Raw genomic sequence first — 12,808 nt, forward strand, 5'->3', positions numbered from 1 at the left:
GCCCGGTGCATGGAGACGTGCACGTCGGGTTCGGCGGGCGGGTCGGGGAAACGGGCTGATCGCAAGGTCAGCACCGCGCTCCGACCCGACCCAACTGAGCCCAAACGAGCGTTGCCGCGGGAGCGACTACCGACTTGGACTTGGATTTTCCCGGCCGGTCAGTAGATGCCAAGACCCCGAATGCGGCCAGGGCCGCGCGGTACACGGGTCCTGGCTCGTTCTGGGGTGCGATTGTCATGAGGTGGCGGGCTGGAGGAGTTCGATCTCGATGGCCAGCACGCCGAGCGCCTCCAATTCCGGGCCGTAGATGCGGCGGATATTGGCCAGCTGCTGTCACACACGGCTCAGAGCCGGTCCATCGCGTCGTCCAGCTCAACAAAGAACTTGTCGACGGCGCTCGTATCCAGGCCTGGAGAGGTGATCGAGAAGCTGGGGAAGATCTTGATCCCGTTCGAGGAGGCCCCCGCACGGACAGTGGGGCCCCGCCCCTCCAGCCCCGCGATGATCCGGTTGATCAGGGCGTCGACCTGCCGCGCACTGTAGCCCTGGGGCACGACAGGAACGTGGGTGCCGCGGATCTTTCGTACGAGCCTCGCTTGAGGGGTGTGCGCCGCGCCTCTGTTCCGGCGCCATTCGCGCAGGCGCGTCATCGGGACGTCCAGGCTGTCGCGCACCAGGCCGCCGGCCAGCAGGAGCACGCCGCCTCCGGTGAGGGTCCCGCCGACCAGCAGCATTCCGGACGCTACGGCCGCGGAGTTACTCTTGGACTCCTCATAGCTTCTCGGCCCCGACTTTCTGCTTGAGCAGTAGTCGCCCGGGCTCATGCGGTCGAAACCGCACCGGGGCTCTTCCGCGTCCTTGGCCGCCACCAGCCAGACCAGCAATACAACTGCCCCGATGGCCAGCATCCAGGCGCCCGCCTTGGTCATGTCCACCCCCTTGGGTGGGCAAGATCGTATAGGTACGGCACCCGTGCAGGCAGCCACATCGGGGTCCTGTACTGGTGGAGTCACCCATTCAACTATCGCAAGCTCTCGATGCCGAGGACCGTGGTAGTGACTTTCCGTGATTCCGGCGGCAACAGGCCGGCTCTCGAACAGCCGGTGCGCGCGGAAGGATGAAGTGGGCCTGACTATGTCGGTAGGGCCTGCCAAGATCGCGACATAACAATCGATGCGCTGACGCCGTTCCGTTGGCTGCAACCGCCGTACGGCGATCGGGGCAACCTACTCGGTGAGATCTACTGCGTGACCTTGCTGCGCGGGCTCGACCCGGCCGAGGTGCTGCGCCGGTTCGGCGCCCGCACGAGCGCGGAGATGAGCTTCGCCGAGTTGGATCTCGCGGTCTCCGACTTCACGATGGTGACTGGTGGCGGTGACGGCGGTGGTTATGTCGGAGTGGTCGCAACCGGCGATGGGGGCCAGACCAAGTACGAGAGAAAGGGGCAGTGGGGTGCTGAGCCGCAAGCCAGAGGGCCTGCGGGTCGGATGATGTGACTGTCCGCGTGGGTTGGTTGCGGTTTGGTGAACAAGGTGTCTGGTGGAGGTGATCGTCGCTACGGTTTCGGGCGTCTGGACGCCGGGATCGAGGCGAGGGACGACCTGGGATGACGTGGATCGAGCGGACCGCCTATCCGCAGTTCAAGCGGCTGACATCGGCACGGGTGCTGCATGTGTTCTTCACGCCGTCGCCGGAAGAGATGGCCTGGGCCGAAAAGCGCACCGGTAGCCCAGAGTCGCGCTTCGCCCTGGTGCTGGCGTTGAAGTGCTTTCAGAAGATGGCGCGTTTCCCGTCCCCGGACGAGATCCCCGAGGTGGTGATCGGCCACGTCCGGCGCTGTCTGGAGTTGCCCGAGGACGTCTGGCCGGACCATGGCGCCTCCCGCAGCGCGAAGGCGCATCGCAAGCTGGTGCGCCAGCGTCAGGGTGTGAAGTACGACGCGGGGCGGGCCCGGGCGATCGCCGCGGTGGCGATCCGGAAGGCGGCCCAGGCCAAGAACAACCCGGCGGACCTCATCAACGTGGCGATCGAGGAGTTGCTCCGGCTCCGGCTGGAACTGCTCGGATACACGACGCTGGAGGACCTGGCCACGAGCATCCGCGCCGAGGTGAACGCCACCATCTTCGCCACGATTCTGGAGCGGATGGGCGAGGCCGGCCGGGCCCGGATGGAGGGGTTGCTCGTCGTCGGGCCGGACGGCAAATCGACGTTCAACGCTCAAGAAGCCCGCCCAGCGGGCCACCTGGTCGCGGCTACGGGATCAGGTGTCGTGGCTGGATCAGGTGGACGCGCTCGGCGACACCGACGCCTGGCTGGACGGCATCGCGCCGTCGAAGATCGCCGACTTCGCAGGTGAGGCCGATGCCCAGGACGCCGACACCTTGTCGCGCTACGAGGCGGTCAAGCAGGTGGCGTTGCTGGCGTGCCTGACGCACACTGCCCGGATGCGGGCGCGCGATGACCTGGCCGAGATGTTGTGCAAGCGGATGGCCGCCCACGTCAAACGGGCCAAGGCGGAGCTGGAGGAGATTCGCGCCCGCCAGCGCGCGACCAGCGAGCGGCTCATCGGCACCTACCGCCAGGTGCTGGAACGCCTCGACCCCGGCAGCGAGACCTCGACCGCCGGACGCCAGGCGGTGGCGCGGGCCATGGAGGCGGTGACCTCATGCGCGGCGGGCGCCGGGCAGGTCCAGGCGCTCGGCGAGATGCTGTCGGCGCTCGTGGTCCAGACCCACAGCGTGCAGGCCGTACGGGCCGCGGTGGAGCAGGCCGGCGGGTTCGCCGCCCAGCTGGCCGACATCGAGGAGGTCGCCGCCTTCCATGGCGACGCGCACGAGCTGCTGGTGTACCGGTTCTTCAAGAAGGACCGGCCGGCGCTGTTCGAGCTGGCGGGCAAGCTGCGGCTGAAGGCCACCTCCAGCGACGATTCGGTGCTGGCCGCGCTGGCGCACGCCCGTGAGCACTCACCCAAGCGGCGCGACTTCATCCCGCTGCCGCCACCGGTGGAGGAGGACGAGCCGGAGTCGGGCATCGCGTTCGCCTCGGGCAACTGGCGGCGCGCGGTGACCGACCGGCGCCGTCCCGGCATGGTGGCGCGCCGACACTTCGAGGCGATGGTGTTCTGCTACCTGGCCGAGGAACTACGCACCGGCGACGTGGCGGTGCTGGGCTCGAACGAGTACGCCGACTGGGGCGCCCACCTGCTGCCCTGGGAAGAATGCCAGCCGAAGCTGGCCGCCTTCTGTGAGAAGGTCGGGTTGCCCGACACCCCCGCCGGTTTCGTCGCCCACCTCAAGGACGCCCACCTGAGCGCGGCCGCGCACCTGGACGCGGGCTATCTCGACAACGCGGACCTGGTCATCGACGAGGGTGGTGTGCCCACCCTCAAGCGCCGCCGCGGCAAGGGCAGCGATGCTGAGGCCGAACGGCTGGCGGCCGAGATCGAGCGGCGCATGCCCGAACGCTCACTGCTGTCGATCGTCGCGCGCACCGCCCACTGGCTCACCTGGTATCGCCACTTCGGTCCCGCCTCCGGCTCTGACCCCAAGATCAAGGACAAGCTGGGGCGGTACTCCCTGGCGGTGTTCACCGGCGGCATCAACATCGGCCCGTACGAGGCGGCCAAGCACATCGCCGGCGTCACCGCCCGCGAGCTGTCCATGGTCCGCAACCGGCACATCAGCCTGAAGAAGCTGAACGCCGCGATCGCCGATGTGGTCAATGCCTTCGCCGAGCTGGACGTGGTCAAGGCGTGGGGCGATGGCAGCACGGTGGCCGCCGACGGCACCCAGGTGGACACCTACATCGACAATCTCCTGGCCGAGACCAGCATCCGGTACGGAGGATTCGGCGGCATCGCCTACCACTACATCTCCGACACCTACGTGGCGCTGTTCTCCCGATTCATCCCGTGCGGGGTGTGGGAGGCAGTGCACCTGATCGAGGGGCTGCTGGCCAACACCTCCGACATCCAGCCCTCTACCGTGCACGCCGACACCCAAGGCCAGAACTTCCCGGTCTTCGCCCTGGCCACGCTGTTCGGGTTCGACCTGATGCCGCGCATCCGCAACTTCAAGGACCTGATCTTCTTCCGTGCCTCGGAGAGGATCGCCTACCCGCACATCGACCAGCTGTTCGGCGAGAGCGGCCGAGGCGTCATCGACTGGAAGCTGATCGACAAGCACTGGGTCGACCTGATGCAGGTGGCCATCTCCATCAGCGAGGGCCGGCTGAGCTCGGCCACGCTGATGCGGCGGCTGCGGTCCAACTCCCGCAAGAACCGCATCTACAAGGCCTTCCGCGAGGTCGGGCGCAGCGTGCGCACCGTCGCCCTGCTGCGGTATCTGGCCGACCCTGCGCTGCGGGCGCGCGTCACCGCGGCGACCAACAAGGTCGAGTCCTACAACGGCTTCTCCAAGTGGCTCGGCTTCGGCGGGGTGCTGGCCGACAACGACCCCGAAGAGCAGGAGAAACTGATCAAGTTCAACACCCTGCTGGCCAACCTCGTCGTCTTCCACAACGCCCTGGACATCTCCGCCGTCGTGCGGCAGCTCGTCGCTGAGGGATGGGAGATCACCGCCGACCAGCTCGGCCAGATCGCCCCGTACCTGCGGGCCCACATCAGCCGCTTCGGCGCGTACGCCACCGACGAACTCCGTCATCGGCCGGATCCGTTCGACCCCCTGCTGAAAGAGGTCGACTTCACCGAGGTCGACCTGGCAGCCTGACGCCACTCCCGCCACGTAACCCCGGTTTCTGATTCCGGCAGGTGCTTCCTCGCAATCAGCGGCCTGGACCGCGCGGCCGATCCGGCCGAAGCGACACCTCTGCCAGCGCTCAGGGACACGGGCTCGCGCTCGTCGGCTCTTCCTGGCGGGCGAGGAGCCCGGAGACGGTGACCTCCACTGTCCGGCGCATCACCTCGATGAAGTCGAGTCGCATGCCGGCCAGGGCCGGGTCGGAGGCGTAGGCGGCCAGCATCGCCTCCGATGGACGGTCGCAGGGCCAGGCCGCGGTGGCCATCAGCAGGGTCACTTCCACCACCCGGGCGGCGCCGTCGGCGCCGAGTTCGGGCACGTGCCGCAGGACCAGCTGAATCAGCGCCTGCATGGAGTGCTTGGCGGCGTATTTGTGCCGGATGGCGACCTCGGTGGAGATGTTGTGCTCCAGGACGGCGGCCTGCGCGCTGAGCAGGTCGCACAGCACCGGCCGCCCCGCCATCGACTCGGCCAGAGTTTTAGCCAGCCGGTCACCACGCTCTCGCGGCGTACCCTCGCCGGGCTGAAGCGACCGCTCCAGCTCGGCGATCCAGTCCTGGACCTCGGCGTCCAGGAGCTGGAGCAGCACCGCCTCGCGCGAGTCGAAGTAGCGCAGAACATTGACCTTGGCCAGGCCGACGCGCCGACTCAGTTCATTCAAACTCAGCTTCGCGACCGGCATCTCGGCCAGCATCGCAGCCGCGGTGTCCAGGATCTGCCGGCGTCGTTCGGTCCGCTGTTCCTCGTTGCGGGCGCGCTTGAAATTCACCACCCCATCTTACGCACCGCCGGTATTTTGCAAAGATACCGGCGGTGCGTTAGCCTGAGGAGACAAGAAACCGGCAGTACTTAAGAGGTGCGTCATGTACCAGGTTCCTCCCCAGCAGGGAAAACTCGCCGTAGTTACCGGCGCGAACAGCGGAACCGGCAAGGCGGCCGCGACCAAGCTGGCAGCGGCCGGCGCGCGGGTGATCCTCGCGGTGCGCACCGTCGCCAAGGGCGAGCACGCCCGGGCGGAGATCCTCAAGGCCCATCCGGCGGCGAAGGTGGAGGTGCGGCGGATCGACCTGGCCGACCTGGCCTCCGTCAAGGAATTCGCCGACGGCCTCGTCGCCGACAGGCGCCCGCTCGACCTGCTGCTCAACAACGCCGGGGTGATGTTCCCGCCGGTGCGGCACCAGACCGTCGACGGGTTCGAGCTGCAGTTGGGCAGCAACTTTCTCGGCCCGTTCGCGCTGACCGTGCGGCTGCTGCCGCTGCTGCTGCAGGCGCCTGCCGCGCGCGTGGTGACCATGAGCAGCGGGATGGCCGCCCGCGGCACGATCGACTTCGGCGACCTGAACTGGCGGCGCAGCTACGATCCGACCGCGGCGTACGGGCGGTCGAAGCTGGCGGACCTGCTGCTGAGCCGGCACCTGGCCCGGCTGGCAAGCGAGCGCGGCTGGCCGCTGCTGTCGGCGGGAGCGCATCCCGGCAACGCGGCCACCAACATCGCCGCCTCCGGCCCGCGGCTCGGCGGCGAGCCGAGCCTGCTGTTCCGCATCGCGTGGAAGATCACCCCGCAGCACAGCGCCGAGGCCGGCGCCGACCCGATGCTGTACGCCGCCACCGCGCCCGGCATCACCCAGGGCGGCTACTACGGCCCCCGCTGGGGCCTGATCGGCCCGCCGGCCGTCGCACGGCCCACCCGCAAAGCCCTCGACCGGGACGTGGCCGCCCGCCTGTGGGCCGAGGCCGAACGCCTGACCGGCGTCACCGTCCCCGCCACCCTCTGATCACCACCTCCTGTCCGACAACGGAAGGCACCATCCCCATGTCAGTTCTGCACGGCAAGGCCGCCCTCATCACCGGCGGCAGCAAGGGCACCGGCCTGGGCATCGCCAAGGCCTACGTCAAGGAAGGCATCGCGGTCACGATCACCGGCCGCGCCGCCGACGCGCTCGCCGCCGCGAAGGCGGACCTGGAGCAGCTCGTTCCCGGCGCGCAGGTGCTCACCCTGGTCGCCGACAACAAGGACCCTGACGTTCCCGCCCGGGTCGTGGCCGGCACCGTCGAGCGGTTCGGACGGCTGGACATCCTGATCAACAACGCTCAGGAGTTCCGCACCGGCAAGGCCCTGCAGGACATCACCGAAGACGACATGACCGCCACCTTCGCCTCCGGGTTCTTCGCGACGTGGCGGTACATGACCGCCGCGTATCCGCACCTGAAGAGCACCGAGGGCGCGGTGATCAACATGGCCTCCGGAGCGGGCGTGCAGGCCGTCCCGAACCACGGCGCCTACGGCCCGAACAAGGAGGCCATCCGCGGCCTGACCCGGATCGCGGCCAAGGAGTGGGGCACCGACAACATCACCGTCAACGCGATCAACCCCTACGTCACCTCGGCCGAGTCTGAGCGCTACGAGCGGGAGTACCCCGAGGTGATCGCCGACATCGTGAAGGGCATCGCGCTGGGCCGCATCGGCGACGCCGAGCGACACGTCGGCAGCCTGTGCGTCTACCTCGCCAAGCCTGAAGGCAAGTACATGACCGGCTCGACGTTCGACGTCGACGGCGGCGCGTTCATCCGCCCCTGACCCCTCCCGTCACCGACACGTACCGACCGGACAACACTGAAGGACACATCACCTCATGACCGACCAGCTCAACCTCCCCTTCGCCAAGGACAGCACCGCCGATGACGTCATCGCCGGCGTGAACCTGACCGGCAAGCGCGCCATCATCACCGGCGCCTCCTCGGGCCTGGGCGCCGAGACCGCGCGGGCCCTGGCCTCCGCCGGCGCGGAGGTGACCCTCGCGGTCCGCGACCTCGACGCCGGCCGGCGGGTCGCGGCCGACATCACCGCCAAGACCGGCAACCTCGCCGTGCACGTCGGTACGCTCGACCTGGACGACCGCGCCTGCATCGACGCGTTCGCCGCCGCGTGGCAGGGGCCGCTGCACATCCTGGTCAACAACGCCGGGATCATGGCGCTGCCCGAGCTGACCCGCACCCCGCAGGGGTGGGAGCAGCAGTTCGCGACCAACCACCTCGGCCACTTCGCCCTCACCACCGGCCTGCACGACGCCCTCGCGGCGGCCGGCGGCGCCCGTATCGTCGTGGTCAGCTCGGCCACGCATCACGCCTCCGGGATCGTCTTCGACGACATCCACTACGACCACCGCCCCTACGACCCGTGGCAGGCCTACGGGCAGTCCAAGACCGCCAACATCCTGTTCGCCCTGGAGGCCGCCCGGCGATGGGCCGGCGACAAGATCGCCGTGAACGCGATCGAGCCCGGCGCGATCTACGACACCGGCCTGCTGCGGCACGTCGAGATCACCCCCGAGTTCCAGCAGGTCGTGGACGCCACGCCGTGGAAGACGGTCGAGCAGGGCGCCGCCACCCAGACACTGCTGGCCGCCTCTCCGCTGCTGGAGGGCGTGACCGGCGGCTACTTCGCCGACTCCAACGTGATCGAGCGCTCCGAGACCAACCCGCGCGGGCTCGCTCCGCACGCCGCCGACCCCGAGGCCGCCCGCCGGCTGTGGGAACTGTCCCAGTCCTGGCTCGACGCCCGCTGACGCGCACTTGTCAGGGAGAGCGATCGCATGGACAAGAAGATCATCCTCGTCACGGGTGCGACCAGCGGCATCGGGCGGGAGGCGGCCAGAGTCTTCCTCGCCCAGGGCCACACGGTCGTCATCCACGGCCGCAACCGGGACAAGGCGCTGACGGTGCGCAGGGAACTGGCCGCTGAGACAGGCAACAGCGACGTCGATGTGCTCGTCGCGGACCTGGAGTCGCTGGCGGCGGTGAAGCGGCTCGCCGAGGAGTTCACCGCCACGTACGACCGTCTGGACGTGCTGGTCAACAATGCCGGCAACCAGTACGGCGGCACTTGGCAGGCCACCGCCGAGGGCCACGAGAAGACCATGGCGGTGGGGCGATGCGCAGCCTCCGCAGGCACCTCACCGAGCAGGGCATCGACGGCATCGACGTCAACTGCACCCACCCCGGGATGGCGCGTACAAACCTGGGCGAGAGCGACCAGCGGCCCTTCCTGCTGAAGCTGGTGTTCGCCGCCGCCGTGCCCTTCATGAGCTCCGTGGCCAAGGGCGCGCAGTCCACGATCCACGCCGCGACCTCGCCCGAGGTCGAGGGGCTCTCGAATCGCTACTTCGGGCCCAAGGGGCAGGAGAAGGTCAGCGAGCGCCACCACACTCCCGCAGGCGAGCAGGCGGTCTGGGCCCACTGCATGAAGGTCGTCGGACCTTATCTGCCCGCAGAGCCGCCCACGAGAAGGGAGACGCGATGATGTGCTTCACCGACGTCTCCCGGAAAGAGCGGGTGACCCGCCAGGCGGTCGCGTCCGTTGCAGGCGTTCGGTCGGATCGACGAGTTCTTCTCCCCAAGGCATCGACCTGACTCGCACCGCCGCCCTGAAGGACGCACCGCAGGCGGCGACGGCTGCGGCGCGGCGGCCGAGCGCGCCGCACAGGCCAAGCCCATACACCGCGTCGGCCAGCCCGAGGACGTGGCCCCCCGGCGACGCCCCGTTCGTCCACGGCGAGGTGGTCGTCATCGACGGCGGCCCGGTCGGACGGCGGCCCGGTCGCCAGCCCCTGATCCGCTGCCCCGCCATCATTCACCGACCAGGCTCCCAAGAGCCCGAAGGGAGACAGAACCATGACCTCACAAGGAACAACCGCCCCCGCGTTCGACGCCGTCCGCGAAGCCTTCGACGACGCACTGGAGAACGAGGAACTGGGCGCCTCGCTGGTCGTCGACCTGTGGGGCGGCTACCGCGACGTGGAGCGGACCAAGCCCTGGACGCGGGACACCATCGTCAACGTCTTCTCCACCACCAAGAACGTCACCGCGCTGGCCGTGCTGGTCCTGGTCGACCGCGGACTCATCGACCTGGACGCCCCGGTCGCCACCTACTGGCCCGAGTTCGCCGCCAGCGGCAAGGAGAACGTCCTCGTCCGCCACGTCCTCGGGCACACCTCCGGGGTCTCTGGATGGGAGCAGCCTGTCGCCATGCAGGACCTCTACGACCTGCCCGCCTCGACCGCGCGGCTGGCCTCCCAGGCGCCCTGGTGGGAGCCCGGCACGGCCTCCGGCTACCACGCCCTCACCTTCGGGCACCTGCTCGGCGAGCTCGTCCGCCGCGTCGACGGACGCTTCCTGACCGACTTCGTCGCCCAGGAACTGGCCGCCCCGCTCGGAGCGGACGTGCAGATCGGCGCGCGCGAGCAGGATTGGCACCGCATCACCCCCGTCGTGCCACCCCCTCCGCTGGCGTTCGACCTGAGCGGGATGGACCCGGCCAGCGTCGCGGTGCGCACCTTCACCGGCCCGGCCCCGGACGCGACCGTGGTCAACACCCCGCAGGGGCGGCGCGCCGAGATCGGCGCCGCCAACGGGCACGCCAACGCCCGCGGGCTGGTCGACCTGCTGCGCGTCGTCAGCCTCGGCGGCACCGCCGGCGGCGTCCGGCTGCTGTCGGAGGCGACCGTCGAGCGCATCTTCGAGGTCCAGGCCGACGGCCCCGACCTGGTCAACGGCGCTCCGGTGAAATGGGGCATCGGGTTCGGCCTGACTCCCTCCCCGGTCGCCCCCTTTCTCCCGAACGGGAGGGTCGCCTGGTGGGGCGGATGGGGTGGCTCCCTCACTGTCATGGACCTCGACCGGCGTCTCACCTTCGCCTACGCCATGAACCGGATGGCCGACGGCGGCCTGACCCTCTTCGACCGGCTCGCCCGCTACTTCACCGTGATCTATCAGGCCCTCTGAGGGCGAAGGACTCCCGCCCCTGACGCGATCGTCGCACCGATCAGGAGCACCGACACTGCCCGCGACGCGAACCGCCCGCGGGAACGAAAGGAAACACAGCATGGAACAGCGTATTCTCGGCGGCACCGGCATGAAGGTCAGTGTGCTGGGCTTCGGCGCGATGAACCTCGGCGCCTGGGGCAAGGTCGATCAGAACGGCGCGAACCGTCTCGTCGGCGAAGCCCTCGACGCCGGCATCACCTTGTTCGACACCGCCGACATCTACAGCTTCGGCGAGTCCGAGACCCTCCTCGGCAAGGCCCTCGGCGATCGCCGGGACGACATCGTGCTCGCCACCAAGTTCCGCAACTCCGCCGGCGACCACCCGCTGTCCGGCGGCGCGTCCCGCCGCTACGTCGTCAAGGCCGTCGAGGACAGCCTGCGCCGCCTGGGCACCGACCGCATCGACCTCTACCAGGTCCACCGCCCCGACTGGGACACCGGCCTGGATGAAACCCTCTCCGCCTTGACCGACCTGCAGCGCGCCGGCAAGATCATCAACTTCGGGTCCTCCACCTTCCCCGCCCACACCATCGTCGAAGCGCAGTGGATCGCCAAAGAGCGCGGCCTGTCCCGCTTCACCACCGAGCAGGTGGCCTACTCGATCTTCCAGCGCGCCATCGAGGCCGACGTGCTCCCGATCGCGCAGCAGTACAACATGGGCATCCTCATCTGGAGCCCGCTGGCCAACGGCTGGCTGGCCGGCACCGTCAAGCGCGACCAGCCGGTCACGGCCCAGCGCACCAACCTCGCCACCGGCGAGTTCGACCTGTCCACCCCCGAGAACCAGCGCAAGCTCGACATCGTCGACGGCCTTCAGGAGATCGCCCATGGCCTCGGCATCACCCTGCCCGAGCTCGCGCTGGCATTCGTGAAGTCGCACCCGGCCGTGAGCACCGTGCTCATCGGCCCGCGCACCACCACCCACCTGCAGCAGAACCTGCGCGCCGCCGACCTCACCCTCGACGCCGCCACCCTCGACCGGATCGACGCCATCACCCAGCCGGGCACCGACGTCGCCCCGCAGGACCGCTACCAGGTCCCGCCCGCCGCGATCAGCGACGCCCGGCTGCGACGCCGGTAACAGCCCAAGGTGGACCGGCCGCCCTTCCGGCTCTGTCCAGGCGCAGCCCTCGCAGAGGGGCGCAGCAGGACGCGTAAGGACCTGCTGTCCGCCGCCGACCCGTTCTACGGCCGGCGCGAGCCGCGGCACGGGCTCGGCGAAGCGCGGCAGAGCGCCCGGACCGCCCGCCGACGATCAACTTGTTTCTGGAAGGCGACCTGACATGACCCCCCTCACCAAGGCACCCCCCAGGCGGGGCTGCCGCGGGCGGCGCGAGCCCAGCGACCGGGAAGTCTTCCTGCGCCGCTGGGCCGGCTCCCCGGCCCGGATGGGCGCGATCGCGCCCAGCTCGCCCCAGCTGGCCCGCGCGGTGTCGGCCTCCGTACCCGAGCGCGGTGACCCCGTGGTGATCGAACTCGGTCCGGGAACCGGCCCGTTCACCGCCGAGATCCAGCACAGGCTGGCCGGGCGAGGCCGTCATCTGGCCATCGAGGTCGATCCGGTCCTGGCCGGCCGGCTCCAGGCCCGGTATCCGGGCGTCGAGGTGATCCACGACGACGCGCAGCGGCTGCCGGTCCTGCTCGGCGAACGTGGCGTCGGCCACGCCGACGTCGTGATCAGCGGCCTGCCGTGGGCGCTGTTCGCGCCCGAGGCGCAGCGACGGCTGATGGACGCCACCGCCGAGGTCCTGGACCCGGCCGGCTCCTTCGCCGCCTTCACCTACCTGCACGCGGTCCCGCTGGCCGCCGCGCGCCGCTTCCGGGCCCTGCTGGCCGACCGGTTCGAGGAGGTCATCGCCTCCCGCACCATCTGGCGCAACACCCCGCCCGCGTTCGTCCTGCACGCCCGCCGGCCTCGTCCCTGACCGGCAGCCCGGCGCAGGCCCGCCCCCAGCTCGCCCATGCCGGCACCGCGCGCAGCCGCAAAGCCGCCCCTCAAGCCCCTCGGGCGCGAGGCAGGGCGATGCACATCCTCCGACCCTCGAACTCCAGGAGACGGCGCTCGGAGAGATTTGGAACTAAATCCGGCGTTAACGGGATTCCCGCAGGTCAGTGAATCGGGGCTCGCTCACTCTGAATCGCCCCGGTTTCGGTGGAGACTTGATCTCTTGAGAGGATCGAGTCCATGCCAGGTAAGTCTCCCTACCCCGCCGAGCTGCGCCGTCGAG

At 69.5% G+C, this 12,808-nt stretch carries 13 protein-coding genes; 11 read left to right on the top strand and 2 right to left on the bottom strand.

Annotated elements, in window-relative coordinates:
* Positions 1 to 344: 344 nt before the first annotated feature.
* Positions 345 to 929: a hypothetical protein gene (locus tag ACIBI9_RS67160; protein WP_397239444.1), complete on the bottom strand. Its 585-nt coding sequence runs from the start codon at positions 927 to 929 to the stop codon at positions 345 to 347.
* Positions 930 to 1,196: 267 nt separating this feature from the next.
* Here ACIBI9_RS67160 and ACIBI9_RS67165 point away from each other — a divergent pair, with 267 nt between their 5' ends.
* The 3 genes from ACIBI9_RS67165 (at position 1,197) to ACIBI9_RS67175 (ending at position 4,727) form a co-directional block, all read left to right on the top strand.
* On the top strand, positions 1,197 to 1,496 hold the full coding sequence (locus ACIBI9_RS67165; RefSeq protein ID WP_397239468.1) for a DUF6461 domain-containing protein: 300 nt from the start codon (positions 1,197 to 1,199) through the stop codon (positions 1,494 to 1,496).
* A 110-nt stretch (positions 1,497 to 1,606) separates the two neighbouring features.
* A complete protein-coding gene (locus ACIBI9_RS67170; RefSeq protein ID WP_397239446.1) occupies positions 1,607 to 2,356 on the top strand; it encodes a DUF4158 domain-containing protein in 750 nt (249 codons plus the stop codon).
* The gene (locus ACIBI9_RS67175) at positions 2,265 to 4,727 is read left to right on the top strand and encodes a transposase (RefSeq protein WP_397239448.1); all 2,463 of its coding nucleotides are present in this window, start codon (positions 2,265 to 2,267) and stop codon (positions 4,725 to 4,727) included. Before ACIBI9_RS67170 ends, ACIBI9_RS67175 begins: the two co-directional genes overlap by 92 nt.
* Positions 4,728 to 4,836: 109 nt before the next feature.
* Here ACIBI9_RS67175 and ACIBI9_RS67180 read toward each other — a convergent pair whose 3' ends face one another.
* Positions 4,837 to 5,526 carry a TetR family transcriptional regulator gene (locus ACIBI9_RS67180; RefSeq protein WP_397239450.1) on the bottom strand — a complete coding sequence of 230 codons (690 nt, stop codon included), beginning with the start codon at positions 5,524 to 5,526 and terminating at the stop codon, positions 4,837 to 4,839.
* A 94-nt stretch (positions 5,527 to 5,620) separates the two neighbouring features.
* Between ACIBI9_RS67180 and ACIBI9_RS67185 the strand changes: the two genes are divergently transcribed.
* From ACIBI9_RS67185 to ACIBI9_RS67220, 8 genes are all read left to right on the top strand, one after another.
* Positions 5,621 to 6,532 (top strand): SDR family oxidoreductase, encoded by a 912-nt coding sequence (locus ACIBI9_RS67185; RefSeq protein ID WP_397239452.1) that lies wholly within the window; start codon positions 5,621 to 5,623, stop codon positions 6,530 to 6,532.
* Positions 6,533 to 6,570: 38 nt separating this feature from the next.
* Positions 6,571 to 7,335, top strand: coding sequence for an SDR family NAD(P)-dependent oxidoreductase (locus tag ACIBI9_RS67190; protein WP_397239454.1), 765 nt, complete (start codon positions 6,571 to 6,573; stop codon positions 7,333 to 7,335).
* A gap of 55 nt (positions 7,336 to 7,390) precedes the next feature.
* Positions 7,391 to 8,323, top strand: coding sequence for an SDR family NAD(P)-dependent oxidoreductase (locus tag ACIBI9_RS67195; RefSeq protein ID WP_397239456.1), 933 nt, complete (start codon positions 7,391 to 7,393; stop codon positions 8,321 to 8,323).
* 27 nt (positions 8,324 to 8,350) lie between these two features.
* Positions 8,351 to 8,809 (top strand): SDR family NAD(P)-dependent oxidoreductase, encoded by a 459-nt coding sequence (locus ACIBI9_RS67200; protein ID WP_397239458.1) that lies wholly within the window; start codon positions 8,351 to 8,353, stop codon positions 8,807 to 8,809.
* On the top strand, positions 8,761 to 9,057 hold the full coding sequence (locus ACIBI9_RS67205; protein ID WP_397239460.1) for a hypothetical protein: 297 nt from the start codon (positions 8,761 to 8,763) through the stop codon (positions 9,055 to 9,057). The genes ACIBI9_RS67200 and ACIBI9_RS67205 overlap by 49 nt, the downstream gene beginning before the upstream one ends.
* A gap of 371 nt (positions 9,058 to 9,428) precedes the next feature.
* Positions 9,429 to 10,538: a serine hydrolase domain-containing protein gene (locus ACIBI9_RS67210; protein ID WP_397239462.1), complete on the top strand. Its 1,110-nt coding sequence runs from the start codon at positions 9,429 to 9,431 to the stop codon at positions 10,536 to 10,538.
* A 100-nt stretch (positions 10,539 to 10,638) separates the two neighbouring features.
* Entirely contained in the window at positions 10,639 to 11,661 is a 1,023-nt protein-coding gene (locus ACIBI9_RS67215) for an aldo/keto reductase (protein ID WP_397239464.1), read from the top strand.
* Positions 11,662 to 11,863: 202 nt separating this feature from the next.
* Positions 11,864 to 12,505 (top strand): class I SAM-dependent methyltransferase, encoded by a 642-nt coding sequence (locus tag ACIBI9_RS67220; RefSeq protein WP_397239466.1) that lies wholly within the window; start codon positions 11,864 to 11,866, stop codon positions 12,503 to 12,505.
* Positions 12,506 to 12,808 lie beyond the last annotated feature (303 nt).

It is taken from the genome of Nonomuraea sp. NPDC050451, from assembly GCF_044458585.1.

Excerpts from the sequence above, each read along its gene's own strand:
- ACIBI9_RS67160 (WP_397239444.1), bottom strand. The coding sequence starts at position 929 with ATGACCAAGGCGGGCGCCTGGATGCTGGCCATCGGGGCAGTTGTATTG.
- ACIBI9_RS67170 (WP_397239446.1), top strand. The coding sequence starts at position 1,607 with ATGACGTGGATCGAGCGGACCGCCTATCCGCAGTTCAAGCGGCTGACA.
- ACIBI9_RS67185 (WP_397239452.1), top strand. The coding sequence starts at position 5,621 with ATGTACCAGGTTCCTCCCCAGCAGGGAAAACTCGCCGTAGTTACCGGC.
- ACIBI9_RS67190 (WP_397239454.1), top strand. The coding sequence starts at position 6,571 with ATGTCAGTTCTGCACGGCAAGGCCGCCCTCATCACCGGCGGCAGCAAG.
- ACIBI9_RS67195 (WP_397239456.1), top strand. The coding sequence starts at position 7,391 with ATGACCGACCAGCTCAACCTCCCCTTCGCCAAGGACAGCACCGCCGAT.
- ACIBI9_RS67200 (WP_397239458.1), top strand. The coding sequence starts at position 8,351 with ATGGACAAGAAGATCATCCTCGTCACGGGTGCGACCAGCGGCATCGGG.
- ACIBI9_RS67205 (WP_397239460.1), top strand. The coding sequence starts at position 8,761 with ATGGCGCGTACAAACCTGGGCGAGAGCGACCAGCGGCCCTTCCTGCTG.
- ACIBI9_RS67210 (WP_397239462.1), top strand. The coding sequence starts at position 9,429 with ATGACCTCACAAGGAACAACCGCCCCCGCGTTCGACGCCGTCCGCGAA.
- ACIBI9_RS67215 (WP_397239464.1), top strand. The coding sequence starts at position 10,639 with ATGGAACAGCGTATTCTCGGCGGCACCGGCATGAAGGTCAGTGTGCTG.
- ACIBI9_RS67220 (WP_397239466.1), top strand. The coding sequence starts at position 11,864 with ATGACCCCCCTCACCAAGGCACCCCCCAGGCGGGGCTGCCGCGGGCGG.